The 26,369-nt window shown below is 42.0% G+C and carries 26 protein-coding genes; 14 read left to right on the top strand and 12 right to left on the bottom strand.

Annotation, left to right across the window (positions count from 1 at the left end; all coding sequences use genetic code 11):
• Positions 1-22: 22 nt before the first annotated feature.
• The 6 genes from ACS8FB_RS05420 to ACS8FB_RS05445 all read left to right on the top strand — a co-directional run bounded on the left by ACS8FB_RS05420 (position 23) and on the right by ACS8FB_RS05445 (position 3,437).
• Positions 23-406 (top strand): Hpt domain-containing protein, encoded by a 384-nt coding sequence (locus tag ACS8FB_RS05420; RefSeq protein WP_439261429.1) that lies wholly within the window; start codon positions 23-25, stop codon positions 404-406.
• A gap of 2 nt (positions 407-408) precedes the next feature.
• Entirely contained in the window at positions 409-1,281 is an 873-nt protein-coding gene (locus tag ACS8FB_RS05425) for an RNA methyltransferase (protein WP_439261430.1), read from the top strand.
• Positions 1,282-1,383: 102 nt separating this feature from the next.
• Positions 1,384-1,827, top strand: coding sequence for a YtoQ family protein (locus ACS8FB_RS05430; protein WP_299220519.1), 444 nt, complete (start codon positions 1,384-1,386; stop codon positions 1,825-1,827).
• A 156-nt stretch (positions 1,828-1,983) separates the two neighbouring features.
• Positions 1,984-2,880: a serine O-acetyltransferase gene (cysE, locus tag ACS8FB_RS05435; protein WP_439261431.1), complete on the top strand. Its 897-nt coding sequence runs from the start codon at positions 1,984-1,986 to the stop codon at positions 2,878-2,880.
• Positions 2,881-3,056: 176 nt separating this feature from the next.
• Positions 3,057-3,191 (top strand): hypothetical protein, encoded by a 135-nt coding sequence (locus ACS8FB_RS05440; protein WP_439261632.1) that lies wholly within the window; start codon positions 3,057-3,059, stop codon positions 3,189-3,191.
• Between the two features lie 75 nt (positions 3,192-3,266).
• Entirely contained in the window at positions 3,267-3,437 is a 171-nt protein-coding gene (locus ACS8FB_RS05445) for a chlorhexidine efflux transporter (protein ID WP_439261432.1), read from the top strand.
• Between the two features lie 70 nt (positions 3,438-3,507).
• On the opposite strand, the gene ACS8FB_RS05450 is transcribed toward ACS8FB_RS05445, so the two are convergent.
• The 6 genes from ACS8FB_RS05450 to pheA form a co-directional block, all read right to left on the bottom strand.
• Positions 3,508-4,068: a 2-amino-4-hydroxy-6-hydroxymethyldihydropteridine diphosphokinase gene (locus ACS8FB_RS05450; protein WP_439261433.1), complete on the bottom strand. Its 561-nt coding sequence runs from the start codon at positions 4,066-4,068 to the stop codon at positions 3,508-3,510.
• A complete protein-coding gene (gene folB / locus ACS8FB_RS05455; protein ID WP_299220508.1) occupies positions 4,061-4,471 on the bottom strand; it encodes a dihydroneopterin aldolase in 411 nt (136 codons plus the stop codon). The genes ACS8FB_RS05450 and folB overlap by 8 nt, the downstream gene beginning before the upstream one ends.
• Before the next feature lie 62 nt (positions 4,472-4,533).
• Positions 4,534-5,496 carry an EamA family transporter RarD gene (rarD, locus tag ACS8FB_RS05460; protein WP_439261434.1) on the bottom strand — a complete coding sequence of 321 codons (963 nt, stop codon included), beginning with the start codon at positions 5,494-5,496 and terminating at the stop codon, positions 4,534-4,536.
• Between the two features lie 254 nt (positions 5,497-5,750).
• The gene (locus ACS8FB_RS05465) at positions 5,751-8,105 is read right to left on the bottom strand and encodes a bifunctional prephenate dehydrogenase/3-phosphoshikimate 1-carboxyvinyltransferase (RefSeq protein ID WP_439261435.1); all 2,355 of its coding nucleotides are present in this window, start codon (positions 8,103-8,105) and stop codon (positions 5,751-5,753) included.
• A 184-nt stretch (positions 8,106-8,289) separates the two neighbouring features.
• On the bottom strand, positions 8,290-9,432 hold the full coding sequence (hisC, locus tag ACS8FB_RS05470; protein ID WP_439261436.1) for a histidinol-phosphate transaminase: 1,143 nt from the start codon (positions 9,430-9,432) through the stop codon (positions 8,290-8,292).
• 117 nt (positions 9,433-9,549) lie between these two features.
• Positions 9,550-10,731, bottom strand: coding sequence for a prephenate dehydratase (gene pheA, locus ACS8FB_RS05475; RefSeq protein WP_439261437.1), 1,182 nt, complete (start codon positions 10,729-10,731; stop codon positions 9,550-9,552).
• A gap of 431 nt (positions 10,732-11,162) precedes the next feature.
• On the opposite strand from pheA, the gene ACS8FB_RS05480 reads away from it, so the two are divergent.
• A complete protein-coding gene (locus tag ACS8FB_RS05480; protein WP_439261438.1) occupies positions 11,163-12,101 on the top strand; it encodes a transaldolase in 939 nt (312 codons plus the stop codon).
• Between the two features lie 94 nt (positions 12,102-12,195).
• On the opposite strand, the gene ACS8FB_RS05485 is transcribed toward ACS8FB_RS05480, so the two are convergent.
• Positions 12,196-12,765 carry an adenine phosphoribosyltransferase gene (locus ACS8FB_RS05485; protein ID WP_299220490.1) on the bottom strand — a complete coding sequence of 190 codons (570 nt, stop codon included), beginning with the start codon at positions 12,763-12,765 and terminating at the stop codon, positions 12,196-12,198.
• Between the two features lie 281 nt (positions 12,766-13,046).
• Between ACS8FB_RS05485 and ACS8FB_RS05490 the strand changes: the two genes are divergently transcribed.
• Together ACS8FB_RS05490 and ACS8FB_RS05495 are read left to right on the top strand one after the other, a co-directional pair.
• Positions 13,047-13,211, top strand: a complete 165-nt coding sequence (locus ACS8FB_RS05490; RefSeq protein ID WP_058368698.1) for a rubredoxin — start codon at positions 13,047-13,049, stop codon at positions 13,209-13,211.
• Between the two features lie 253 nt (positions 13,212-13,464).
• Positions 13,465-14,355: an alpha/beta fold hydrolase gene (locus ACS8FB_RS05495; RefSeq protein WP_420884186.1), complete on the top strand. Its 891-nt coding sequence runs from the start codon at positions 13,465-13,467 to the stop codon at positions 14,353-14,355.
• Between the two features lie 117 nt (positions 14,356-14,472).
• On the opposite strand, the gene ACS8FB_RS05500 is transcribed toward ACS8FB_RS05495, so the two are convergent.
• A complete protein-coding gene (locus ACS8FB_RS05500; RefSeq protein WP_439261439.1) occupies positions 14,473-15,576 on the bottom strand; it encodes a WG repeat-containing protein in 1,104 nt (367 codons plus the stop codon).
• Between the two features lie 511 nt (positions 15,577-16,087).
• Between ACS8FB_RS05500 and ACS8FB_RS05505 the strand changes: the two genes are divergently transcribed.
• Complete coding sequence (locus ACS8FB_RS05505) at positions 16,088-17,017, top strand: DMT family transporter (protein WP_439261440.1); 930 nt, start codon at positions 16,088-16,090, stop codon at positions 17,015-17,017.
• 61 nt (positions 17,018-17,078) lie between these two features.
• Here ACS8FB_RS05505 and ACS8FB_RS05510 read toward each other — a convergent pair whose 3' ends face one another.
• On the bottom strand, positions 17,079-18,515 hold the full coding sequence (locus tag ACS8FB_RS05510; RefSeq protein ID WP_439261441.1) for a solute carrier family 23 protein: 1,437 nt from the start codon (positions 18,513-18,515) through the stop codon (positions 17,079-17,081).
• A 530-nt stretch (positions 18,516-19,045) separates the two neighbouring features.
• Here ACS8FB_RS05510 and ACS8FB_RS05515 point away from each other — a divergent pair.
• Positions 19,046-20,482 carry an L-serine ammonia-lyase gene (locus ACS8FB_RS05515; RefSeq protein ID WP_439261633.1) on the top strand — a complete coding sequence of 479 codons (1,437 nt, stop codon included), beginning with the start codon at positions 19,046-19,048 and terminating at the stop codon, positions 20,480-20,482.
• A 110-nt stretch (positions 20,483-20,592) separates the two neighbouring features.
• On the opposite strand, the gene ACS8FB_RS05520 is transcribed toward ACS8FB_RS05515, so the two are convergent.
• The 3 genes from ACS8FB_RS05520 to xthA form a co-directional block, all read right to left on the bottom strand.
• Positions 20,593-20,991 (bottom strand): DUF4377 domain-containing protein, encoded by a 399-nt coding sequence (locus ACS8FB_RS05520; protein WP_439261442.1) that lies wholly within the window; start codon positions 20,989-20,991, stop codon positions 20,593-20,595.
• A gap of 361 nt (positions 20,992-21,352) precedes the next feature.
• The gene (gene argJ, locus ACS8FB_RS05525; protein WP_439261443.1) at positions 21,353-22,576 is read right to left on the bottom strand and encodes a bifunctional glutamate N-acetyltransferase/amino-acid acetyltransferase ArgJ; all 1,224 of its coding nucleotides are present in this window, start codon (positions 22,574-22,576) and stop codon (positions 21,353-21,355) included.
• Between the two features lie 90 nt (positions 22,577-22,666).
• On the bottom strand, positions 22,667-23,491 hold the full coding sequence (xthA, locus tag ACS8FB_RS05530; RefSeq protein ID WP_439261444.1) for an exodeoxyribonuclease III: 825 nt from the start codon (positions 23,489-23,491) through the stop codon (positions 22,667-22,669).
• Between the two features lie 286 nt (positions 23,492-23,777).
• Here xthA and ACS8FB_RS05535 point away from each other — a divergent pair, with 286 nt between their 5' ends.
• Genes ACS8FB_RS05535 through ACS8FB_RS05545 form a run of 3 tightly spaced genes read left to right on the top strand, consistent with a single transcriptional unit; the run spans position 23,778 to position 26,047 of the window.
• Positions 23,778-24,335, top strand: a complete 558-nt coding sequence (locus tag ACS8FB_RS05535; protein ID WP_439261445.1) for a thioesterase family protein — start codon at positions 23,778-23,780, stop codon at positions 24,333-24,335.
• Positions 24,336-24,344: 9 nt separating this feature from the next.
• Positions 24,345-25,202, top strand: a complete 858-nt coding sequence (locus ACS8FB_RS05540; RefSeq protein ID WP_439261446.1) for an ABC transporter ATP-binding protein — start codon at positions 24,345-24,347, stop codon at positions 25,200-25,202.
• Positions 25,203-25,252: 50 nt separating this feature from the next.
• Positions 25,253-26,047 carry an ABC transporter permease gene (locus ACS8FB_RS05545; protein ID WP_439261447.1) on the top strand — a complete coding sequence of 265 codons (795 nt, stop codon included), beginning with the start codon at positions 25,253-25,255 and terminating at the stop codon, positions 26,045-26,047.
• The last annotated feature ends 322 nt before the right edge of the window (positions 26,048-26,369 follow it).

The raw sequence follows: 26,369 nt of genomic DNA on the forward strand, positions 1-26,369 counted from the left end.
TTTTGACACTGGATAGGTATTAATGACCAAAGAACACTTCAAAAAAGACCATATAAACAAAAACTTAGATGATGGTATTATCAATCATGAACAATTCGAAGATTTGCGTGAGTTGTTTGAAGAAGATTTTGAAAAATTGATACGTGCTTACATAGTTGATAGCCAGCATCGTATCGAAACACTACGTGCAGCGCGAACAGCGAATGACAATGTCAACGGTTTCGAGATCGCCCATGCGCTAAAAGGCGCTAGTGCCAACCTAGGAGCAACTCAGTTGGTAGCGCTTAGTCACCAGCTACAAGAGCACTGCCGCGAACGTAAAATTAACCAGCAAGCAAGTCTGATAGAAGACATTGCATTAGCATTACAACATGTCGAACAAGAAACCAATAAAAGACTGAGTTAATAATGAGCACTTCTGACTTACCCGTATCTCCCAACGTTTCAACATTTACCGCTGCTGATTATCTGTCTTGCTTACAAGTTGTCATGGTCAATACCACTTTACCTGCCAACATTGGTTCAGCAGCGCGGGCCATGCATACTATGGGCCTGTCACGTCTGACAGTCGTCGATCCTAAGCTACCGATTGATGAAACCAGTATTTCTCATGCGGCAGGAGGCAGTGAGCTACTATCATCGGCTTTGATAACACCAACACTAGAGTCTGCAATAGAAGATTGTCAGTTGGTGTTTGCAGCCAGCAGTCGTAGTCGTCATTTACCGCGCCCTGTGGTCACACCCACACAAGCCGCCAAAATCATGTGTGATTTTATTGATACTCAATCTACTTTTGATATAACAAATAATAACGGCAACGCTTCTGGTACTGGTAAACCAAATATCGCTATCTTATTTGGCCGCGAAGATAGAGGTTTAACCAACGAGGAATTGGCTTATGCCGATTATCATATTCAGATTGATGCCAATCCTGCCTATCCCGTGCTTAACGTCGCATCAGCCGTCCAAGTGATTGCCAGCTTTATATTTGCTTATACGCGAGCGCATATAAAAGCTGATAACGATATGTTAGAGTTGACGGAACAAACGACGTTGAACACCTATGCACGTCAGCAATGGGACGAGCCAGCGATTACTCAGCAACAACTACAACAGCTTACTGAGCGTACCACTGCCTTGATGGTTCAACGCAAACTGGCTGATAGTGAAAACTTAAAATCATTGCCCTCACGTTTGTCTCGACTTGGCTCACGCATTCAGCTTGATCAAAAAGAGTATCAGTTGCTAAGCGCACTTATCGCTAAGCTTTTAAAAGATTAAACTCTGTGACGTACAAGGTTTAAGGTATTGATTTTTTGACATTATTCACGGTAGTGTTACTATCTACAAGCAATATAATTTAATCATAAAAAGGAATTTAAAATGAATTGGAACGTTTATTTGTCCGGAGAAATACATACCGACTGGCGACAGAAGATTATGCAAGGGGCAAAAGATTATGGTCTTGCTATCACCTTCACATCAGCAGTGACTGAGCATGAAGCCAGTGACGCAGCCGGTGATGTGCTTGGCAAAGAGGAAAATGGTTTTTGGCGCGATCATAAGTCGTCAAAGGTTAATGCGATTCGCACCAAAAATATGATTCAAAAATGCGACATTGCTATTATTCGCTTTGGCGACAAATATAAGCAATGGAACGCAGCATTCGATGCTGGCTACTGTGCTGCACTGGGTAAGCCTTATATCACCTTGCACGCTGAAGATATTATCCATCCATTAAAAGAGGTTGATGCTGCGGCCATGGCATGGGCACAAACGCCCGAACAAATTGTCGAGATATTAAAATACGTTATTAGTGACAGCTAAACGATAAAAGATTGCCTATAAACAAAGCGCCACTGGTTAGTGGTTGATAGGTTGTTTACTGGCAATCTGTTTTTACTTACGACTCATCGCTATGTTTTATGCTCTGAAAATGCTATAACTAAAGAGATTGTAATCAAAAATACGATAGGATGATTTATGTCATTGCCAACCGCCTTATTCAAATCAATTGCCAGCATCAAGCACGACCTAAAAGAAGATATTGATGCGGTATTTAATCGCGATCCGGCTGCTCGCAACAGCCTGGAAGTCATCCTAACCTACCCTGGCATTCATGCACTTATTTTGCATCGCGGGGCGCACTGCTTATGGCAAAACGAGCAAAAGCTTGCTGCCCGCGTGGTGTCTTATGGTTCACGTATTATGACTGGTATTGAAATTCATCCTGCAGCCAAAATAGGCAAGCGCTTTTTTATTGACCATGGTGTCGGTGTCGTTATCGGTGAGACGGCTGAGATTGGTAACGATGTTACTTTGTATCATGGCGTTACCTTGGGCGGCGTATCATGGAATAATGGTAAGCGCCATCCAACATTAGAAGATGGTGTCATCGTTGGTGCTGGGGCAAAAGTTTTGGGGCCATTCACCGTTGGCAAAAATGCTAAGATTGGCTCAAATGCAGTAGTTGTAAAGCCTGTGCCAGCGGGTGCAACGATGGTTGGTAGTGCAGCTCGCATGATTTCAGAACATCATGATGAAAAAGGCAACCCAATCATAGCCAAAGTCGACGATGCAAAACAGCAGGAAAAAGCAGCGCAGGCGGCTCAATCTAAGACCACTACACAAAGCACAGCACGCGCTACTGCCTTTCAAGCTTATGGTATTGACCCTACTTCACAAGACCCAGTCGCTGAAGCATTTGCCAAAATGCTCAATCATATCCAGCAGTCTGAAAAACGCTTAGATCAGCTGCAAAAAGCGATGTGTAAGATTGATCCAAATTTTTGCCAAAAAGAATACGACAAATTATGCCTAGAAGATCTAGATGTTATTGATAGAGAAGATATGAGTGAAACAGATGCTAAGCAACACTAGTTTAATTTATAGCTTGGCTATACAACTTATGTAACTAAAAATATGATAAGCCTATTATATACAGCATTCTATCAAATCTAAAAGCTTAAAAAAGCACACTGGAGTTTGCATTGATTACATTAAGCCCTATCAAACGCCGGGTGCTGTATGTCACCCTTTTTGAGATATTTGCTGTCATGTTGACCACATTTATCCTAGTGGTATTAAGTGGCAGTGATACAGAACAGTCGTTGAAACTTGCTGTTATCATAGCTATTACCGCTGTTATCTTGAACTTTGTTTATAGCACTTTCTTTGAGTACTGGGAATGACGCAATCAAATCAAAGCTCGTACTTTTAAGATACGTAGTGTCCATGCAATATGCTTTGAAGGAGGACTTACGTTAGTGTGTTTGCCACTTTATATGTTTTGGTATGGCGTTGGCATATGGACTGCTCTTACCATGGAAGTCTCTCTTACTATTAGCTTTGTAGTGTATATCTTTATTTTTACTTTACTTTTTGACAAAGTATTTACGCCTCCCTATCAAGCTGCTATGACCACAAAATCTCCATAGAGCCTGCTCACGAAGATTAAGGTGCTATCAGCGCTAACCGTTCTCTACATCAAACAATACTTCAAGCGATTTATCCAACTTTAAAAATATCACTTGTAATTAACTCTTTAACCCCCGCTCTTTCATGTGCTCTAAATGGATAACGATCTGCCATTATTATCCATTCTTTCAACCATTTGTATTTTTTTTCTTGGCTTAGGCTATTCTTAACGAAGGATGGTTTGACCATCAATATATCGATGTCCATGGTGACTTTTTTTATCTGATTGGCCACTGTTGGCTCGGTTAAACGTTGTCTGTTACAGTCACGTTCAAACTGCTTAAAAGTCTGCTGCAGCTGCTGTAGAGTGAGTGCAGATCTGAGAGAAAGATAAACACATTGGTTGGTATAATCAGGCTTTGGTTGCGCTTTGGTCGATGTAAAATCAGGATTTTGAAATGCAGTAGACAACTGCATGTCTCCTAACACGGCTAGACTTTTTCGAACGCGCGGCAAATAGTACTCGGCTTGATAATTACTACCCAAAGCCAATAATACTGCTGTCACGGACTGCGCTTGCAACGCCTCAGGTGTACAAACCTCTAACGTTTCCAAATCAAAATCAGCCAGATCATTATGTACCTTATGCATCGTTGCCCTTGCTTACAACTGGCTTATCTTCAATGGCTTTTGCATAACGAGTGATTTGCACCCCAACTGCATCGGCCTGCTTAATGGCAGTTGGCTTGGCAACGCTCAAAGTGACTTTATGACAGTGATATTTTGTGAGCAGCTGATCTGCGATTTGCCCAGCCAGATACTCAAGCAATTGCGCCTTGATATCTTGACACCACTCTCTGACATCATCGCAGACCGCTTTATAATTTAGCGCATCATTCACATCATCAGAGAATGCGGCAGCGTTTATATCCGTCTCAAGCGCTATATCAATCAATAATGGCTGTGTGATAGCGCGCTCCCACGCGTATACACCAATCACTGCCTCTACTGTTAAGCCTTTTACAAATACCACATCAGATTCGGTATGAAACATGATTTCATCCTTGTTTGCTAAGTTTTTGTTTAGGTGATCGACTCTTACTTTACATCCAGTTTTTATTTGGCTTGTTGCAAAGCTTCTTCGCGTAGACGCTCAGCTTTTAGCGCTTTACTAGGGCGATGACGCCATAAGTCAATGCTAAATAATAACAGACCAAGCCAAATCAAGCCAAAGACCACTAGACGATGCAAATCAAAAGGTTCTTTATAATAAAACACGGCTAAAAAGAAAATAAAAGTCGGGGTCAAATAATTCATAAAGCTTAAAATGCTATAAGCGACCAGTTTTGTCGACCTATTGAATAGTAATAGCGGTATCAAAGTGATCGGACCTGCCAACATTAATAGCCAAATGTTTGACGTAAACCAAAAGCCAAGCTGGCTACTGATCACATCAGCTTGCCAAAACCACCAAATAAAGATGGGGACGAGCATGGTGGTCTCAACGAACATTGCATCGACAGGAGTCAAAGGCGTTTGGCGTTGAATAGTACCATAAGTACTAAAACTAAAGGCTAAAATGAGCGATAGCCATGGCAAGCTACCCAGCATCACCACCTGAATAATCACAGATAACAATGCAAAACCAATTGCTACCCATTGTAAGGATCGCAAACGCTCTTTAAATAAAATCATCGACAAAGCAACGCCAACTAGCGGACCAATGAAATACCCTAAACTTGCTTCAAGAATACGATCATGATTGACTGCCCATACGTAGGTGAGCCAGTTGGTCGCAATAATAATACCTGATAAAAAAGTCAACGCTATCCATCTTGGATTTTGTTTTAAGGTATCTATCCACTGCCAACGCTTGGTCACAACTACGACGATTAACAAACAGGCAAACGTCCAAACGATGCGATGACCGATGATTTCTGTCGCATTATAAGCCGCTAGCTGTTTAAAATATAAAGGGAATGCGCCCCATATACAAAAAGCGATTAGTGCAGTGATGATGCCACTTCTCGTAGTTTTGATCGGGACTACTGGTTTTTTGACGACATTTTGGGTAGTCATAAGGCAAGACAACTTATCAGAGCAAAGCACGACCTTACCTATCTTTATAAACAATAAAAGTTTATTGGTAAGAGCGCAGGGTTACTACATATAGGATAAAAAGTAAAAAGCAATGCGTTATACCCATTTAGGTATCAACACATTGCTAACGATGACTGCATTTTCGAAATAAAATATAAGGGTTAGAAAACTCTCAAATTAACCCTTATTTTGGTTTACTCTTAACACGTTTACTCTCTTGGTGTTTTCGATATCTATGCCTTGCTATGATCGACTTGGATAGACATACCGATTTGATTGGCAAGCTCTGCAAAACCTGGGAAACTGGTATTGACCGTTTCAACGCCTTCAATGATAATCTGTTCAGACGCACGTAAACTAGCAACAGAGAAACTCATAGCAATACGATGATCATGATGCGAGGTGATATGTCCGCCACCAAATACAGGCTGACTATTATTTACTAGACCATTTTGCCCTTCGATACCTTGACCTTCAATGATTAAGCCATCGTCCGTAACTGTACAATCAACACCAAGGGTTTTTAGCCCATCGGCCATGACGGCGATACGATCGGACTCCTTAACACGCAACTCTTTCGCACCAGTTAATACCGTACGACCTTGCGCACAGCTAGCGGCAACGAATAATACAGGAAATTCGTCAATCGCTAATGGGACTAAATACTCTGGAATTTTAATACCGACTAGGCTTGAACTACGAATGGTGATATCAGCCACTGGTTCGCCACCAACGTGGGTCTCATTACTTAAGCTAATATCTGCCTGCATCAGCTTTAAAATATCGATGACACCAGTACGCGTAGGATTAATACCGACTTGCGTTAAGGTCAATTCACTATCTTGACTGATAGCAGCAGCTACCATAAAGAAGGCCGCAGAAGAGATGTCAGCAGGGACGGCGATATCACCGCCTGTCAGCGTACCACCACCTTCAACGCTAATGCGATTGCCATCGACGGTCACAGGATAACCAAAGGCTGACAGCATACGCTCGGTATGGTCACGACTAACCTCAGGTTGAATAACGGTTGTTGTACCCTCGCTCCATAACCCCGCCAACAATAAGCAAGACTTGACCTGTGCTGAAGCAACCGGCATATCATAATCTACACCTTGGAGCGGCTTACCGACGTTATCACGGCCAGTGATGCTGAGCGGCGCTGTGCCACTATGCCCAGTGCTTTGAATGACTGCGCCCATCTGGCGAAGTGGTGCTGCGACACGCTCCATTGGACGCTTATTTAAGCTAGTATCACCTGTCAATACGCTATCAAATGATTGTGCAGCTAAAATACCTGCTAGCAAGCGCATACTGGTGCCAGAATTACCCATGTATAAAGGGGTTTTGCTAGGTTTAAGACCGTTCATTCCGACACCATGAATAGTCAGTTTACCATTGTCAGGGCCTTCTATCGTCACACCCATATCACGGAATGCTTGCAACGTCGCTAACGCATCCTCTCCTTCCAAAAAACCTGTGACGTTGGTCACTCCTGTTGCGAGGCTACCAAGCATAATACTGCGATGGGAGATAGACTTATCACCAGGAATAGCAATAGTACCAGTGACAGTGTTACTAGGAGTAATAAGGTAAGAAGCTGACATAGCAGGGGTATCCGTATAAGGGGTGCTGGCTAACATATGACCAAAATGTCGCCGTGCGGCTTGCGCGCGGCCCAAAAGGCCCATCAGGGCGGTTGAATCTTTATCAATGATAAGTTGGCGTATGTCCTGTAGATAGACGCTGTACTCATCAAGGGCGCTCACAATCGCGCTTTGATTGGCAAAAAATATATCATGCCACATCTTGGGGTCGCTGGCAGCAATACGAGTAAAGTCCCGAAACCCGCCTGCTGCATAGCGAAACATATCTAAATTGTCATTATGGCTTGCCAGCTGCTCAACAAGGTTAAACGCAAGCAGGTGCGGCAAATGACTGGTATGCGCCAATATGGCATCGTGATGGTCAGCCTCCATTGTCATGACCATGGCTCCTACTGCTTCCCATAGCTGACGTAGATTAGCAATTGCAGAAAGATTGGTCGTTGGTAGGTTGCAAATAATGACACTATGATTGACAAATAATGTGGCACGCCTAGCGTGATATCCTGAATTTTCAGCACCAGCAATCGGATGTGCTGGCACAAGCCCTATAGGTAGCGAGGTAAATACAGTTCTGGCAGCCTCAATGATATTGACTTTGGTACTACAAACATCGGTAATGATACAGTCTGTGGCCAGCTGTCTACTGTCCATTGCGTTTTTGATATCCACAAACACGGCTTGTACAGCTTGTACTGGTACCGCAATGACTATCAAATCACTACCACTAACCACGTCATCAAGTACAGAACTACCGGCATCAAGCAATCCATCTTGAATGGCTTCCTCTAAACTTGGCACATGCCTATCTACCGCTACCAAACGCTCGCTTACACCATTGTCTTTAATTGCTTGAGCAAGACTGGCGCCAATTAGCCCTAAGCCAATCACGCAAACCTGTTTAAATAGAGGTGGCTTAACGTTTAAAGGCGATCGTTTATTATTTTTCTGCTTGTTTTGCTGGCTACTCACGGCATTACTCATTGAACAAACCAATCCATACCGCTACGTAAGCTTAAGCATAGATTTAGATTTAGATTAGCATTATAAAAATTAAATGACAAAAACAGTACTTTTTATTGATCGTCAAAGTATATTAAATCTTTCATCCCGAAACTATAAACACTGTCTATTAAATTTCAAAACGTATTACGTAAACTGTATTTACCTAGTCATTGGTTAAGATGGAGCGCAGCGTATCAATGAGACGTAAATTGTCTTCTGCGATGCCAACAGTAATACGCAACCAATTAGGTAAACCATAACCTGCCAATGGACGCACTATAACACCCTGCTCTAGCAACGCCTGATAAATAGAAATAGCGGTTATATCTTCCATTTCAACTTGTATCTCCACCATAATGAAGTTGGCATACGACTTGATAAATGCCAATCCCAACGCATCAAATTGCTTTTCCAACCAATGCATTTGCTCTTGGTTGGTATTGCGCGTCTTTTCAATAAAATATTGATCGCCAAGTGCCGCAACTGCTCCAGCGAGTCCAATGCGGCTGACATTAAACGGTTGGCGAATACGATTGAGCAACTCTGCCACAGCAGCTGAGCTTAGTGCGTAACCAATGCGTAAACCTGCTAACCCATAAGCTTTAGAAAAAGTGCGGACAATAACCACATTATCAAACTCATCTAGCAGCACACAATTATTACTTTCAGGGCTATATTCAATATAAGCCTCGTCTAATACCACCAATACCGAACTTGGAATACTGGCAACAAACTTGTGCAATTCTTTATGCTGAAGCTGAGTGCCTGTTGGATTGTTTGGGTTTGCTATAAAAACCATTTTAGTATTAGGATTATCGTCTACTGCTTGACGCATAGCGTCCAAATTGTGACCAAATCGATGCGCAGGCACTTCTACACCTGTTGCGCCTTGCATTCTAGTCACCATCGGGTAGACGATAAAACAATACTGACTATATACTACCACATCATCAGCACTTACAAAGGCACGTGCTAGGATATCCAGCAGATCATTAGAGCCATTGCCTAAAGTAATACACTCTATATTGATGTCAGTAAAATCAGAAAGCGCTTGCTTTAAATAGTGTCCGTTCCCATCTGGATAACGTGCCAGCTTTCCTAATTGCTCGGTTATCGCTAATGTTACTTGCGGCGAGCAGCCTATGGGGTTTTCGTTACTTGCAAGCTTCACTACATTGAAAACCCCATATTCTCGACTCAACTCTTCGACAGGCTTGCCAGTCTGATACGGTGTTAGCTCCAAAATACTATCGTAGGCTGGTGTCAACGGTGACAACGCTAGCTCTGTCGGTTCGTTAGGCTGCATAATTTATCCTAAGATGTTATAACCTATTTATTATGAATGACTTATTATTAGTGGTTACTGTTAAAACGCATTCGATGACCGCTTTATTCATACAACATCCATTGTATAACAAGCGCTCTATAGCACGGCTTTCGGATATGAGCCTAGTACACGTACATCTTTCACCAACGGCCGAATATCATCGATAGCTGCACTCACATTTACATCTTGAATATGACCATTCATATCAATAAAGAAGACATAAGCCCATTTATTAGGGCGTTCAGGTCGAGTCTCAATGCTGGTCATCGACACACCATGATATGACAATGGCTTGAGGATTTCGATTAGGGCACCTGCTTTGTCATGAGCTGAGACCACAATAGAAGTCTTGTCTTGTCCTGATGGCGCAATGGCCTCATGACCAACAATTAAAAAACGCGTGGTATTACTAGGATTGTCTTCAATATTTGAATATAGCTTATGCAGATCATACTCTGCAGCGGCGACATCACCTGCGATAGCTGCTGAATGCCACTCGTTTTTAAGACGACGGGCCGCTTCACCATTACTTGATACTGCCACACGCTCAACATTAGGAAAATTAACATCGAGCCAATGACGACACTGGGCAAGGGACTGCTGGTGTGAATAAATACGGCTTAAGCTATCAACCTTAGTATGTTCAGCAACAAGAAAGTTTTGATGAATGGGTAACTCAACTTCCCCAATAATCTTCAACGTTGAAGATAAGAATCCATCCAAAGTATGGTTGACCACCCCTTCTGAAGAATTTTCAACAGGTACCACACCATACATAGCAGTACCAGCTTCAACTTCACGGAATACATCAGTAATGGTCGTCATCGGTACGGTGTCAGCAGCTTTACCAAAATGCTTTAAGGCGGCAGCGTGAGTAAAGGTACCAACTGGACCTAAAAATGCAATACGCTGCGGTGCTTCTAAATCCAAGCAAACCGACATGATCTCACGGAACAAACGTGCCATTTTTTCATCAGCGATTGGACCAGTATTACGCTCCATGACCGCTTTCAACACTTGTGCTTCGCGTTCTGGACGATAAAAAATAGGATTTTGCTCAGCAGCAACACCACTTTTTGCCACATGCTCCTTTTTGACAGTTGCCACTTGTTGAGCAAGCTTGGCCCGGTCGTTTATCAGCGTATGTATTTCAGTGTCGACCGCATCAATACTGTGGCGCAGTTGGTTCAAAAATTCTTGATCGGTCGCGGTATCGCTTGTACTTGCGGCAGTTGGATTTAGATGATTTGTGTTTTGTTTTGAAGACTGCTCACTCATTACCGCTTATCCTTTTTATTCCTGTTAGTGTCACTACAACCTTAAATACTAACGTATCTAGCATGTCACCAATATATTTAAGGTGTTTTATCTTTATCTTATTTATGGCTCAGTTTTTATAATTCGGTTCGTATTATTTAACCTTTACAACTTATTTTTTATAAGTTAACGGTTGGAAAACTTGACAGCCAATCGAACAACCGCCTCTACTATAGCAAAAACCTTGCACAGTGCCCATGCGTAAATAAACTAAATGACACAAAATCATGATAAAGGACCATCTTTTTTATGATTGCCGAATATATACTTGGGAAAACAGTACCAGCCAAACTATCATGCAAATTTACATAGCAAATTGTGCTACAGTTTCATATGAGTCATACCGCTATTAGGCGAATGGCTACCGTTAACTGTTTTTATAAGGATATATGATGAGCGCATTACAACAACTTAGCACCATGACCACTATTGTTGCAGATACAGGCGACCTTGCCGCTATTGCGCGACTAAAACCTATCGATGCGACCACCAATCCAAGCTTAATCACCAAAGCACTTATGAACTCTGACAATCAAACGCTGCTGCTAGAAACCATGAGCCAACATCAAGGCAATGTGGACGCAGTCATCGACGCGCTTACCATTCAAATTGGCTGCGATATTTTAGAGTTGATCGAAGGTCGCGTATCTACAGAGGTTGATGCTCGCTTATCTTATGACACACAAGCGACTATTGATAAAGCTTTAGAGTTTATGGACGCTTACCAAAAAGCAGGCATCAACTCTGAGCGTATCTTGATCAAAATGGCCGCTACTTGGCAAGGGATTGAAGCGGCGCGCTACCTTGAGACTCAAGGTATCCATTGCAACTTAACGTTATTATTTGGACAACATCAAGCCGTCGCTTGCGCTGATGCAGGGGTCACCCTGATTTCACCTTTTGTCGGTCGTATTTTAGATTGGCAAAAACGCCAACAAAACCGTCAAAACGTCCCCGTCTCTGACGATATGGGCGTACAATCAGTAAAGCTTATTTATCAATACTATAAGCAGCATGGCTATGACACACAAGTGATGGGAGCAAGTTTTCGCTCAGTTGAGCAAATACTTGCATTGGCAGGTTGTGACTTGCTAACCATTGCGCCAAACCTTATTGATGAATTGGCTGCAATGGATACAAGCGTTACGCCTCAACTCTCATCTGCTATGGCTACAGATGCGGATGCTATGAAAAAGGTCAGCTTGACTCATGAGGCTTTTATTCATGAGTATCAACAGGATAAAATCACACAAGATTTGTTGCCTAAAGGCATTGATGGTTTTATTGGTGCACGCGACGAGCTGGCTCAGACGTTGGCAGCATTACGCTAATAATTCATACAAAATGATATAGCTGCCCTTATTTAATAAAAAAGCGCCCTAACAATTAAGTTGGTGCGCTTTTTTCGTATTTTAACAGCGATATTTAAGCCTTCAAAACTGTGTAAACAGGCACTGCAAACTCACCATGTAAGTCGACTAGATCAAGCAATACTAAAGCCCCTACTACCGTATGTTCAGCTGATCTACATAGCTCATAAGCAGTCGTAAGCGTGCCACCGGTCGCCAAAATATCATCAACCAATAGTACGCGCTCAGGTGGCAAGTTATTTTGCATCTCTAGAGTATCTTTGCCGTACTCTAGCGCATAAGCCTTATTAGCAACTGGTGGTGGCAATTTGCCTGGTTTGCGTAGCAGTATCATCCCTTTACCCAATCGACCTGCCAGTAAGCTTGCAAATACAAAACCGCGTGCTTCAACCGCCCCCAAACAATCCACTTCATCGATCAGTCCATCAGGTAATGCTGCCAAAAGCGCATCGATAACCTCATCAATATGACTACGCAGTAACGGCGTAATATCATAAAAATCAATGCCGACTTTTGGAAAGTCAGGTACAGTACGTATAATTTGCCAAAATGGATGGTCAGTATTCAGCACATGAGATGGCTTGGATTTGTTATCAACTGGTATAGCGGCGGTAGTAACGCTCATAATCACCCTTCATTTAAAATCATGTACAGTAGTAAAAATGCATGTAATGCCTAAATTGGCGGCGCTCATCATAACACAATGACTGTTATTTTGATGAGCCAACACAGATAGATAAGGTCAATTACATCAAGTAAAATGTAATCTATAACTTGATAAATGCTTACTTATCTCAATATACAAGTGTAAACTTAACCACGTAAAGTGTCGTTATATGATAAACTACGGGCGCTTTTGCAGGCTGCTAATAAAGATAGAACCAGTAACAATTGATAGGATTATGTATGAAACGTTATGAATGTATTGTGTGTGGTTGGATTTATGATGAGGAGCTCGGCTGCCCTGAAGAAGGTATCGCTCCTGGTACTAAATGGGATGATATCCCTGATGACTGGACATGTCCTGAATGCGGTGTTGGTAAGTTAGATTTTGAGATGATGGAAGTCTAGATTTACAGAACGCTAACTAGGATATCCCATGACGAATTCGAATTATTCTGATGACACCACCCCTTATTTTGGCTCAAACAAGCCTATAGACACACAAATTAGGGACAAATCTGAGGTAACAGGCTTACCTGATGTTTCTGATAGTTTTCCAATGCCTGTTGATTCAGCATACAGCTACCCTACACCAGCTTGGGAAACGCTTGGTGAGCATAACTGGCGAGCGTCAGATCTGAGCGATCATCTTTATCAAGCCATGATTGATATCGGTGATGGTATTAACCTATGTGTCGAAGCTGGTGGGAATCCTACTCATCCGCCCCTACTTATGGTAATGGGTCTTGGCTCGCAAATGGTGTTTTGGCCAGATGACTTTATAAAACGTCTGATTGATGCTGGTTTTTTTGTGATTCGTTTTGACAATCGTGATATTGGTCTGTCTTCTAAAGTTCAGATTGAGGGTTTGCCACGTGTAAGCCAGCTTAAGATGATGCTGCGTTTGCAAACGGGGCTGTCCAACAAGAGCCAACAGGTTGCTTACAACCTAACCGATATGGCAGAAGATACTGTACGCCTAATCAAGGCCTTGAATCTTGGTAGTACACATCTGCTCGGCGCTTCTATGGGCGGTATGATTGCACAGATCGTTGCTGCGCGCTATCCAAGTTTAGTAGAGCGTCTAGCGCTGATGTTTACCACGACCAATCGTGCTTTTTTAAAGCCACCCAAACCCAAGCAGTTATATACCTTGATCAATCGTCCTGAGAGTCATTCTGAGCGTGATATCGTACGCCATAGTGTCTGGTTTATGAAAACAGTAGGGACGCCCGGTCATGTTAACGTACGAACGGTACGCGAAATTGCCAAACTTCGCTATCAACGTAACTTCCACCCGCTAGGTACGGTGCAGCAGTTAAATGCTATTTTAGCATCAGGCTCTATTAGTCGCTTTAGTAAGCAAGTCAAAGCGCCAACCATTGTTATTCATGGTAGTGCAGATGGTTTACTGCCAGCTTCGCAAGGTCGCGTAGTGGCTAAGACCATTCCAAATGCGAAATTCCATTTAATTGAGGGCATGGCACATGATATTCCAGCGTACTATCAACCTTATCTTGTTGATTTAATACGCAATCATCTATTAAATTAAACAGTTTATATTGTTTTTTTAAAGCTCTATTCTATTAACTCCAAAAAAAAGAGGCTAGAAGCATAAACGACACATGCATCCTAGCCTTTTTTTTGACAATTTTTTACTCATTTGCGACTATTCGCAGCTGACGTTATCACCTTTTTTATCAATACAAATCTTACTACCATCTTTTAGATTGCCTACCCACGCTTTGTTATCTTTAAATATAAACGCAGTCGGTTTTTTAGCACTTGTATCTTCAGCGCTGCTTTCATCTTCGACATTGCTTGTATCTTTATTACTGTTATTCTCATTATCAGCAATCAAGCCACTATCCTCGAATCGAAATGGTATAACCAGCTCACCCCCTAGATTTACAAACCCCCATTTATCATTCAGACGCACGGCAGCCAATCCTTCAGAAAATGAGCGTACTTCGTCAAATGAATAAGTAATCATAGTGACGTTTTTATCATCAACGAAACCCCAACGACCATCTTGCTGATGAGGCTGCAAAGTCGTGAAAGGTGTGGGTCTTGGTTGCTGCGTTTGAGCAGTAGCAGACATTGCCCCACTGTTACCCTCTTTAGCATTGGGGTCGCTAGTGGTTTTGCCATTTTTGTCCAGCCAGCTTGTAGACTGGTTTCTACGTATGCGAGCAACCCCACCTCGGTAATCGTCAATATCAGTGATTGTTGATGAGAAAGGTACGATTGTCTGGTTGCCAGTGCCGATAACGCCATAATCACCGTTTCTTTTGACAACGATACGGCCCTCAGACACTGGACGCGCCCAGCCTCCATTGCCCTTGAACATCTCGTATATGGTAGGAACCACTTCACGACCTTGCATATTGATATAACCGACGCGGCCATGACGCAATACAGGCAATAATCCGCCTGCCATATTATTGGCATCCACCTTTTGGTAGCGTGACAGATCAACGACCCTTTTACCTTTGCTATTAATCAATGCAACTGGTGCGCCAAAGTCTGTTATCGCTAAGTAATGGCCACTAGCGGACGTACAAGAGACGTTTTTATAGTAGCTTTTGGGTATTTTGCAGCTAGCAGCGTTGGCTGTCGGCATTGAAAATACGGTAGTTAACAATATACCAGCCATCAAAGATAGTCGCGAGCCTTGTAATAGTGATAAAGTGGGCGCTGATAATGGTACAGATTGTCGCTTTGATAACATTTGCGCAACTGTTGACCATTTTAGTATGGAGTGTTGAGACATAGTCAAACCTAATTTAAAAGTATCAATGCCTACCGTAATCGTTGTTAAAGGCATTAATAACAATAAAAAGTACAAAAAGAAGTGCAAAAAAGACGTGCAGAACTGACTAGAATAGTAAGCGATTGAGACTTACGATTATAAGTAATCACAGTAGCAAATAGTAGCAATTTAACCAACACTAGTCTTGTAAGAATGTGACTCTGATATGCATAATGTGTCAAAAATTTGTCATGTATTAAGACAAGCGATGCATTTATAAAAAAATATCGCCGTTGTTCTCAAGAGATATTAATACCCCTTGTATAATAAAGTGAAGCGTTTATCATTGTACATTTTTAGCTACTTTTAAGCCGCCAGAAACGTATAAGCCGCTTATAACATCACTATAAGCTCAATGTTTTAACCTTGTTTTTTGCCTTGTAGATTCAAAATTCTTTGCGACAGTCACTATAGTCTGAGCGTTATTTTTATTTGCCTATCTGATCACATGATTGTGGTATAAGGATAATTTATGGCGGTTGCCTCTTCATATTCTGCACCGATTGGTTTAACGATTGGTTGTATTATTTTTGGCTTAGGAAGCCTAATTGTCGCCCATGTCGATATTGGCGGTTGGGCAATGGCCTTTTGGCGCCTTGCTATTTCAGGCGTTATATTTGCAATATTGGCAAAGTTGACTGGACAAAGGATGCCGCACTCAAGGCGTGCCATCATCTACGGTTTATTATCGGGCGTATTTTTAGGATTGGATTTAGCGCTTTGGCATGAGAGTATCTATGCCGTTGGCCCTGGCATCTCAACCTTACTCAACAGTTTACAGATTTTCTTTTTGGCGGCTATCGGGTTTTTATACTTTAATGAGCGTCAGTCTGCCTTACAGCTACTCAGTCTGTGCCTAGCGATGTTGGGCGTGGCAATGATTGGTAGCCCTGAGTTTGCGCATAACACTAACGCGACTTGGGGTTTTATTGCTGGCATTGTGTCAGGAGGGATGTTGGCTGCGTCTATGACTTTTATTCGTAAGACTCATGATACAGAACCGACCCCGATCTTTGTATTGATGCAACTGATTAGTATTGGCGGGGTGCTCGCTATGATCGTGCCAATGCTCGTTTTAGATACGGGCAATATAATGCCTAATACGTTGTCTGAGGTTGGTTGGGTGCTGGTCTATGGCGCGGTGATGCAATGTGTGGCATGGGGGTTAATTGCCTATTCTATACCTAAATTATCATTGGCACTAACAGGACTGCTTTTATTAACTGAGCCAGTTGCAGCGCTAATTATCGATTATAGCTGGCTGGACAAACCTATCAATACTTTACAATGGAGCGGCGCGCTACTGACTATGTTTGCCATATATTTAGGCTCAATCAAACCCAAGCCAGGCGCGCTGCGTCGTTATCGATTTTTTTCAAGGTTTTATAGACGTAAATACTAGTAAAGGCTGTTCATCATTACAATAACTATTGTTAGGTATAAGAATACCTAAATATAATACTCTACTCTTTTTGACTATTAAACAAAGCGTTTAGTATGATAGCGGTCAGAGTTGCTGTACCGATACCACCTAAGTCAAAACCTCCTAGATGTAAGCTAAAGTTCCCCGTACCCATAATCACCGTAACGGCAGCAATGATAAGATTGCTGTTTCTGCTAAAATCAATGTGACTGTCTATCCATATCTTCACCCCAGCAATAGCAATCAAGCCAAAAACGACAATAGAGGCACCGCCCAATAATGCTGGAGGAATCGTCTGAATAATAGCGCCAAACTTTGGCGACAATCCTAGTAAAATAGCAACCAAACCTGCTATGACAAAGATAGTTGTACTATAGACCTTGGTTACCGCCATCACACCGATGTTTTCAGCATAAGTCGTCACCCCAGTACCACCAAACCCCGCTGAAAACGTCGTCGCCACACCGTCAGCTAAAAATGCACGGCCCATATAAGGCGTAACGCGTGATTTGGTCATTCCTTCTACTGCTTTAAAGTGTCCAAGATTTTCGGCAACGAGAATAAAAGCCACAGGCGCTATCAAGATAATAGCACTCATCTCAAAACGCGGCGCATGTATACCTGGTAGCCCAAACCATGAGGCAGCAGCCACACTTGTAAAATCAATCGCTGTGCCAAAACCCAATAAGTTAGTCATAACATAGTAGGCGATGTAGGATAATATCAAACCCACTAATAACAGCAAACGTCTTAGCATACCGCGAGTAAACACTGCCACACTACTGATTAGTAGCACAGTTAATGCTGCCATCCATGCGTCAAACTGATTGGCCGACACCCCTTGAATAGTAACTGGTGCTAGATTAAGACCGATAATCATGACAATAGCACCAGTCACAATAGGCGGCATTAAACGCTCAATCCAGCCTGTGCCAGTTTTCATTACTAACAAGCCTATTAGCGCATAAATAATCCCGCAGGCCATAATGCCGCCTAAAGCGACATCTAAATTGGTATTAAAGCCTACGCCAGCATAAGCTGTCACAGCAATGACAGGGCCAATAAAGGCAAAGCTTGAGCCAAGATAGCTGGGCATACGACCGCCGGTAATCATAAAAAACATCACCGTACAGATACCTGACATCAAAATAGCCAAGTTAGGATCAAAACCCATTAATAGCGGTGCAAGGACGGTGGCACCAAACATAGCAAAGGTATGCTGAACACCAAGTAAAATACTTTTAGAAGCGGGTAGATATTCATTGATACCGACAGGATTGTGGTCAAGATCCCCACGATAAGGTCGCCATGTGGGGAACCAGCGTCCATTTTCAAAGTCTGGGTTATTGGCAAGTTGCATTGTAGCTAGACTGATACCTGCTGCTTCTAATGCCGTTGGAGGGGTTTGAGTTTTGGCGCTATTTTCTGAGTGAGATGAATGCTGTGTCTTGGCGGGGTCTTCTGGAGGAGTTACCATGCGCGTGTCCTATGTGGCCGAAAATAATAGCTAAAAAGGATAAATAAAGAGTTAATGACGCAAGCACCATCCTATTTAGTATATCTCACCATATTGCTGACTTCATCTAACAATATTTATTTAGCTTAACCTGCAACACTGGTATACTTAACAAATGGTGGTTGTTTATACAAATTTGGTACATTTTACTAGATGTCTGATGCAAGATATGTTCTACTAAATCCGTCGCTTTGGCGGATTTTGACCCAGTATGCCTCATAGCAGCAACAGCTTACAGGATGTTACATAGGCATTAACGCCAAGCATCATAACGGAAATCTATAATAAACAAAAGCTATTATTCTTCCGTCATTCGTACTACCGAGTTTAAGCGCTTATATAAATGCTGCTTCGAATTCATTGTTTAGCAATGACTACTCTTTATTGTAATTATGCACGCTTGTGATATTGATTAAGCGATAGAGTCGTTTTTATTAATAAGTTGGCTACGATAACAACCCTATTTACTCTCTTTTATTTTTTGGTAATTTATTATGATTAGTGTATTTGATCTATTTAAAATTGGTATTGGTCCTTCAAGCTCACATACCGTAGGGCCTATGGTAGCCGCTAACTTATTTTTGACTTCTTTGAGTAAACAATTCGAGCTGACAGACATCACAAAATTAGAGATTGAACTATATGGCTCACTTGCTGCAACAGGTAAAGGGCATGCAACTGATACAGCTATTCTCTTAGGTTTACTTGGTCATACGCCAAGTACCATCGATACACGACTGACCAGCCAATACCTCACACCTATCTTTTCAGATAAAAAAATGAATGTATCAGGACATCATGTTATCGACTTTGATACAGAGCATGATATCTACTGGTATGATGATACTGTCCTCCCTTATCATCCTAATGCGCTGACCATTCGTGCCCTATTGGCAGACGACACTCATTATCAGCAAACTTATTACTCAGTCGGTGGTGGCTTCGTTATTAATGACGATGATGCACATAATCCAGATGAAGATCATGGTACGCCAACGATAGATATAGTCCCTTATCCTTTCAATACTGCAGCTGAGCTACTTGAGCAGTGTCGTCAGCACAAGTTAAGTGTGAGCGAGTTGGTATTGGCAAACGAATGCCATTATCGTGATAAAGAAGAGATTTTTGCCTATCTAGATTCTATTTGGGGGGTAATGCAAAACTGTGTCGAACAAGGTTGTCAGAACAGTGGCATTTTACCAGGTGGTCTGGACGTCAAACGCCGTGCTCAAGCGTTGTATCTGCAGCTATGTGCTGAAAAAGACAAACCTATTGCAAAAACCGATAAGCTTGCTGCAATGGATTGGGTTGATCTATATGCCCTTGCCGTCAATGAAGAAAATGCAAATGGGGGTAATGTCGTCACTGCTCCAACCAATGGTGCTGCTGGTATTATCCCTGCAGTTATGTGCTATTATCGCGACTTTTTATCGAACTACAGTCAAGCAGGTGCTCACAAATTCTTGTTAAATGCCACGGCAATCGGTAGCTTAATCAAACAAAATGCGTCAATCTCTGGTGCTGAAGTTGGCTGCCAAGGTGAAGTCGGCTCTGCTTGTGCGATGGCTGCATCTGCATTAGCAGAGATTATGGGCGGCGATCCTGCCAAATGTCTCAACGCAGCTGAGATCGGCATTGAGCATAATCTAGGTCTTACCTGTGATCCTGTTGGCGGTCTCGTACAAGTACCTTGTATTGAACGTAATGCCATGGGCGCTGTAAAAGCAATCAACGCCGCTCGTCTTGCCTGCCGAGGCAACGGTCAGCATTTTGTTTCATTAGATAAGGCAATTGAGACCATGAAACAAACTGGTGCCGATATGTCGGACAAATATAAAGAAACGGCACGAGGCGGTCTTGCTGTCTATGCAGATAATCGCATACCTACCGCTACCCATGGTGTTAGCGTCAACTATAGCCAGTGCTAAAACTATGATTTAAGAATATAAAGTTAATAACTACCATAAAAAAGCCTCTAATAACTTAGAGGCTTTTTTTGGCGTTCTTACTAACTACTTAGTAATTGTAATAAAAAATATTATTCAGCAGTTTTTGAGATAACGTCGTTTAAGATCCAAACAGGCTTAACCACACCAGTTTCAGTATCAGCAATTGCTTCTTGACGCACATCTAACATGTAGCGATAGTTTGGCTCATAGGTAAAGCCTTGGATGCTACCGTTCAACGTGTTGTAATTTTTTTGATAGCTTTGGCGGTATTGTAAACACTGTGTTTCAACTGTATTTCCAGTAGTATCCATACGCTCACAAAGTGCTTTGCGCGGGGCAACTTCTACTTCAAAGCTTGGAATGTTCACAACTTTAACGTTTACTGCTTGACCCTCTACTACCATGGTACGCTCATCGTCTAAGCCCATCGTAGAACAACCTGCCAATGCAAAAGTGGCTGCAAATGCTGCAATTGCTAATTTTTTCATTTTTATACCCTCAATCAATTATCGTTAAATAGCTCATATCTTATTCATTAAATATTGTTAGTCTATTTATGGCTCTTGTAGAGCCTTATAAATAACACATCACTTCAAGATATAAACATTAATAATAAGTACACTTCTATAAGGACTAGATATAATGCCCAAACAAAAGCAGTACTACTTATTGTTGTACTGCAATTAGTATAGGTCTTGAATAAGCTTTGCCTCTATAACTGGTTTGTAACGTAACGTCAGTATTTGCAACTGGTGTTATTCAAACGTACTCACACCTTATCGAATTTTTATATTATAAGCCTAAAACTATTAATAATAGAGATTGAATAAAAATCAATACAACGCCTATTTAGCTACGATAATCTGCATTAATTTTGACATAATCATAAGACAGATCACAGGTATAAACAGTGTCGCTGGCATCACCTCGCGCTAAGTCAATATGAATAGTAATCTCAGGGCGACTCATGACTGTCTTGCCCGCCTCTTCGGTATAATTTGGTGCCACACCGCCGTTTTGACAGATCATAACGTCATCTAGATATACATCGACTTGCTCGGTATCTAAATCCTCAATACCTGCATAACCAACGGCTGCTAAGATGCGGCCCCAATTAGCATCGCTTGCAAAGAACGCTGTCTTTACCAATGGTGAATGCGCAACTGCATAAGCTACATCGCAGCATTCTTGAGTGGTTTTACCACCGGTGACTTTTACGGTCATAAACTTTGTTGCACCCTCACCGTCGCGCACAATTAATTGGGCCAGACGCACGAACACATCAGTTAGGGCAGTAAGTAGCGACTGATAATGTGGATGCTCAGGACTATCGATTACATCGGTACTGGCAGCCCCTGTCGCTATCAATACGCAGCAGTCATTGGTTGAGGTATCGCCATCGACGGTAATACGGTTAAAAGACTGCTCATTAATAGCAACCAACATCTCTTGCAATAGGTCAGCTGCAATATTGGCATCAGTCGCCACATAACCCAGCATGGTCGCCATATTAGGGCGGATCATGCCTGAGCCTTTAGATATACCAGTGATATGATAGCTCGTATCTGCAATATCCACTTTTTGGCTTGCAAGCTTAGGAATAGTATCAGTCGTCCGAATCCCGTTAGCCGCTGCCAACCAGTTATCTGCTTTTAAGCTGTCTAAAGCCTTATCTAACCCCGCTATGACCGCTTCACTATTTAGCGGCTCACCTATCACACCAGTAGAGAACGGCAGCACCGCACTGGTGTCTACGCCAGCCTTAATCGCCAAAGCTGCGCAAATCTCTTCTGCGCGGCGTTTACCATCGGCACCTGTACCCGCATTGGCATTACCTGTGTTAGTCACCAAGTAGCGCGGAGCCATTTTTGCAAAGTGCTCTCGCAGTACGCGTACAGGTGCAGCGCAAAACGTATTTTTGGTCGTCACAACTGCACTGGTTGCAGTCTCAGCTATTTCGATAACCACTAAATCGTCGCGATCTTTATAACGCACGCCTGCTGCGGTAGCACTCAACCTGATACCGTCAATAGGATAAGTAGTATTGGGTACTGCAACGTTTCCGACAGCCATAGCTCAATCCTTACCAATTAATTTTTAGAGTTGTTTACTAAATATACATTTAGTTGAGATTCATTCATCAATATTACTTTTACGCACCCTCTAATCTTGACTCAAGTCAAACGCTGACCAAATAGGCGCGTGATCAGAGGGTTTTTCCATGGCACGTAGCTCATAGCTAATACCAGCACCCACACAACGATCAGTCAAATCAGTGGTACATAAAATATGATCGATACGTAGGCCACGCTTTGGATCATCATTGAAGCCGCGACTGCGATAGTCAAACCAGCTATATAATTCAGTGCTTTCTGGATAATGAAGACGATAGGTATCAATCAACTCTCGTGACATTAAGTCTGCATACCACTCGCGCTCTTCTGGCAAAAACGAAGTTTTTCTATTTTTAAGCCAGCGTTTAGCATTGGCTTCACCAATTCCGATATCGATATCTTCTGGCGCAATATTCATATCACCCATTATAATAAGCGAACGACCTTCTGCTTTTAACGTATCAATATAAGCCATTAAATCTGCATAGTAAGCGCGCTTCATTGGAAACTTAGTCGGATGATCTTCACTCTCCCCTTGTGGGAAATAGCCATTAAGCACATCAATTTCATGGCCTTGCAGCTCATAACGTGCGTGAATAAAGCGTTTTTGCGCTTCCTCATCGTCACCCGGAAAGCCTTTTTGCACAAATATAGGCGCAACTTTAGACAATAATGCCACCCCATAATGTCCCTTTTGTCCAAAATACTCAACATGATAGCCAAGACTTTCTACATTTTTTAATGGAAACTGATCATCATGGACTTTGGTTTCTTGTAGCCCTATGACATCAGGGTCTATTACTTCTCGCATAGCTTCAAGCTGATGCTGGCGGGCGCGAATACCATTGATATTAAAACTCACAAAACGGGTCATGTTTTATCCTATATTGACTGGTTCAAGTTTGTTCATGATTTATAAATTATTCTGCTAAATTTTGGAATGTAAAAGGACGATAAATAGCAATAAAAAGCGCTAAGTCGACCTTTTTATTGCGTGTCTTCAAATCTTAAGATACAGTAGAAAACTTACTTTACTGACCGTTATGACACAACAAGTAGCGGCATATTTTTCTTCTAATCATGTTTATCTTATATATATTTATAAACATTGACATAACTTTACTGAGCTACTTTTTTAGCCAAACGATGTGAGCCAAATTATGACGACAGCGCCATCAAACCCTACTTCTTTACCTTTATACTCTACCGATTACCGCGTGTATATCAACCATACGGATGCTGGCGGTATAGTCTATCATGCCAATCATCTGGTGTTTTTTGAAAATTGTCGCCGCGACTGGTTTAGTAAGCTTGGTCTAAACGGCTATTTTATGCATGCTGATGATGGTCAAATTCAGCATTTTGTAGTGAGTCAAGCACAGCTACAATACAAAAAGGCAATATTTTTAGATGAAGTGATTAAAGTACATATCGATCGAGTTGAGCTAAAACCTGCCAGCATTGTATTCTATCAAAGTATTCATCGCCATGCGTCACAGGACGCCAATGAAAATCACTACCCTTCTACAAAGACTCTGTTAAGTAGCGCTAAAATTGTCATTGCTTGCGTGCAAAATCAGACAAAACCAGAACCAGCTGATAATGCTGATACATCAGACATAGCGGCTAATGCTGCACCAATACGGCCGATACGAGTGCCAAAAAACCTTCACGATAGTATTCAACAAGCTATTGCGCACCATACTACTGAGCAATAACATTCGTACATGAATATTGATAAAAAACCCTTGCTTACCTTTCAGAATATTTGGGTATACAGTCAGCGCTCTACCGTAGTCAATCCGAGCAGTAAAGAGACACCCACTAGAGCTATTGAGCCTGCCATGTCTCAAACATGGCTTACGAATATAAGAAACAAATTCAAAATAGAGTCGGATCATGCTCTATCTACTCATAAACGCGAATTGATAACTGGCGTTAGTGGCGCTTTATTAGAAGGACAAGTAACAGTATTAACTGGGCATTCTGGCAGTGGTAAATCAGTCTTATCAAGGGTTCTAGCAGGGCTATCACCTCTAACTACAGGCGATGTTTGGCTACGTCAAAACGATAGCGGATATAAAGATGGTAGCGGACAAAATAGCAATGACTATCTTAGCATTCATGACGCCTCACCTACGCAGTGGCGCGCGCAAGTTGCTTTACTTGCTCAGCATCCACAGCTGCTAGAAGGTAGTGTCCTTGAAAACCTGCAAATACCTTACCGGCTACAAGCGCATCAGCATAGCCAGTTTGATATCGACTGGCATATAGCGCAGCTTGCATATCTAGAGCGTACAACAGACTTTTTACAGCAAGAGGCCAGTCATTTATCAGGTGGTGAGCGACAATTGGTTAATACGCTACGTTTATTACAGTTAAATCCTCAAGTACTGCTCTTAGATGAGCCTACGGCGGCTTTAGATGCTGATACGTCAGCGAAGCTTGTACATTTACTAATCAGCTGGTTACACTCAAAACCTCAACGCGCTCTATTATGGATAACTCATGATACGCAAGATATTATGCCATTAGCAGATAAGCATTGGCATATGCGAGCAGGCGTATTAACCGAAGTATTTTAGTATAGTTAAATCACTTTTAAACAGATATAGTCCTGCTAGGATAAGCACATATGACCAGTACAGACGATATGCAAATCTTACTGACTTACGGTGACATTGCACTTGCCAGTAGTTTGATTGTCATTGTACTTATCGTGTCATGGCGACTGCGTCTAAAACTGACTAAGACTCTATTAACAGCTGCTATTCGTACCGTAGTCCAGCTCAGCTTTATTGGTCTGATTTTGGCTTGGATTTTTGCGCGTGAGCAATGGTATGAAGTATTATTGATTTTAACCATTATGACTTTGATTGCAGGGACTGCTGCCAAGAGTCGTGTTAAACGCACTTATAAAGGATTGTTTACTGACACTCTTATTGCGGTGAGCACATCAGCTATATTGGTTACTATCATCGCCATTGGCTTTATTTTAAACGTTCAGCCATGGTATACACCGCAATTTATTATTCCTATATTGGGTCTGATACTAGGTAATTCTTTGACCGCTATCTCCTTGACCAGCAATCAGCTTGTTGAGTCTTTTTATGAGCAGCAGCCGCGTATTGAGATGATGTTAAGCTTATCTGCGCGTCCATTTGAAGCGGTACACGAGCAAATACGGGCGGCAGTCGTCAACGGCATGACGCCTACCCTGAACTCTATGCTGGTCGTCGGTATCGTCAGCCTGCCAGGTATGATGACCGGACAGATACTTGCTGGTGCAGATCCCACTCAAGCCGTACGCTATCAAATTGTAACTATGTTTTTAATCTGTGTGAGCAGCACGCTTGGCTGCACGATAAGCGCACTCCTTATTTATAGACGTTTTTTTAATAGCAGAAAACAATTTTTTCTACCTTACTAGCTGCCGTTTTACTCTATCCTGCACCATATATTAGTACATTTGTCTACTATTTTTATATACCCTTCAGTATTAATACCCCAATATAAATATCAATTACAGCTATGTTACTCTAAGGTTAAATTATACAACTATATTATTTCATTGCTCAAATTGGTAATGGAATAAGTCTTGGTTGTATTTTTCTTTAGAGACCAAGTTTATTTTATAGTCGAATCTACTTAGCGAATCTTTACAGGACAAATTTTCCAAATTAAGCCTAGGTTATATAACGACTAAAGTATCTTAGCAGCCTGTCAATTAATAAGGATATTATCGCATTCAG

It is taken from the genome of Psychrobacter sp. 1U1 (genome assembly GCF_051847535.1).
In the GTDB taxonomy this organism is placed as follows: domain Bacteria; phylum Pseudomonadota; class Gammaproteobacteria; order Pseudomonadales; family Moraxellaceae; genus Psychrobacter; species Psychrobacter saeujeotis.

What these genes read in the sequence shown, in the direction of transcription:
- argJ (WP_439261443.1), bottom strand. Translation starts at nt 22,576, where the DNA reads ATGGCTGTCGGAAACGTTGCAGTACCCAATACTACTTATCCTATTGAC.
- ACS8FB_RS05520 (WP_439261442.1), bottom strand. Translation starts at nt 20,991, where the DNA reads ATGAAAAAATTAGCAATTGCAGCATTTGCAGCCACTTTTGCATTGGCA.
- ACS8FB_RS05420 (WP_439261429.1), top strand. Translation starts at nt 23, where the DNA reads ATGACCAAAGAACACTTCAAAAAAGACCATATAAACAAAAACTTAGAT.
- pheA (WP_439261437.1), bottom strand. Translation starts at nt 10,731, where the DNA reads ATGAGTGAGCAGTCTTCAAAACAAAACACAAATCATCTAAATCCAACT.
- ACS8FB_RS05485 (WP_299220490.1), bottom strand. Translation starts at nt 12,765, where the DNA reads ATGAGCGTTACTACCGCCGCTATACCAGTTGATAACAAATCCAAGCCA.
- rarD (WP_439261434.1), bottom strand. Translation starts at nt 5,496, where the DNA reads ATGACTACCCAAAATGTCGTCAAAAAACCAGTAGTCCCGATCAAAACT.
- ACS8FB_RS05450 (WP_439261433.1), bottom strand. Translation starts at nt 4,068, where the DNA reads ATGCATAAGGTACATAATGATCTGGCTGATTTTGATTTGGAAACGTTA.
- cysE (WP_439261431.1), top strand. Translation starts at nt 1,984, where the DNA reads ATGTCATTGCCAACCGCCTTATTCAAATCAATTGCCAGCATCAAGCAC.
- ACS8FB_RS05540 (WP_439261446.1), top strand. Translation starts at nt 24,345, where the DNA reads ATGAATATTGATAAAAAACCCTTGCTTACCTTTCAGAATATTTGGGTA.
- ACS8FB_RS05430 (WP_299220519.1), top strand. Translation starts at nt 1,384, where the DNA reads ATGAATTGGAACGTTTATTTGTCCGGAGAAATACATACCGACTGGCGA.
- ACS8FB_RS05425 (WP_439261430.1), top strand. Translation starts at nt 409, where the DNA reads ATGAGCACTTCTGACTTACCCGTATCTCCCAACGTTTCAACATTTACC.
- ACS8FB_RS05495 (WP_420884186.1), top strand. Translation starts at nt 13,465, where the DNA reads ATGATTGATATCGGTGATGGTATTAACCTATGTGTCGAAGCTGGTGGG.
- hisC (WP_439261436.1), bottom strand. Translation starts at nt 9,432, where the DNA reads ATGCAGCCTAACGAACCGACAGAGCTAGCGTTGTCACCGTTGACACCA.
- ACS8FB_RS05545 (WP_439261447.1), top strand. Translation starts at nt 25,253, where the DNA reads ATGACCAGTACAGACGATATGCAAATCTTACTGACTTACGGTGACATT.
- ACS8FB_RS05535 (WP_439261445.1), top strand. Translation starts at nt 23,778, where the DNA reads ATGACGACAGCGCCATCAAACCCTACTTCTTTACCTTTATACTCTACC.
- ACS8FB_RS05505 (WP_439261440.1), top strand. Translation starts at nt 16,088, where the DNA reads ATGGCGGTTGCCTCTTCATATTCTGCACCGATTGGTTTAACGATTGGT.
- ACS8FB_RS05465 (WP_439261435.1), bottom strand. Translation starts at nt 8,105, where the DNA reads ATGAGTAATGCCGTGAGTAGCCAGCAAAACAAGCAGAAAAATAATAAA.
- ACS8FB_RS05440 (WP_439261632.1), top strand. Translation starts at nt 3,057, where the DNA reads ATGTTGACCACATTTATCCTAGTGGTATTAAGTGGCAGTGATACAGAA.
- ACS8FB_RS05490 (WP_058368698.1), top strand. Translation starts at nt 13,047, where the DNA reads ATGAAACGTTATGAATGTATTGTGTGTGGTTGGATTTATGATGAGGAG.
- ACS8FB_RS05500 (WP_439261439.1), bottom strand. Translation starts at nt 15,576, where the DNA reads ATGTCTCAACACTCCATACTAAAATGGTCAACAGTTGCGCAAATGTTA.
- folB (WP_299220508.1), bottom strand. Translation starts at nt 4,471, where the DNA reads ATGTTTCATACCGAATCTGATGTGGTATTTGTAAAAGGCTTAACAGTA.
- ACS8FB_RS05480 (WP_439261438.1), top strand. Translation starts at nt 11,163, where the DNA reads ATGAGCGCATTACAACAACTTAGCACCATGACCACTATTGTTGCAGAT.
- xthA (WP_439261444.1), bottom strand. Translation starts at nt 23,491, where the DNA reads ATGACCCGTTTTGTGAGTTTTAATATCAATGGTATTCGCGCCCGCCAG.
- ACS8FB_RS05510 (WP_439261441.1), bottom strand. Translation starts at nt 18,515, where the DNA reads ATGGTAACTCCTCCAGAAGACCCCGCCAAGACACAGCATTCATCTCAC.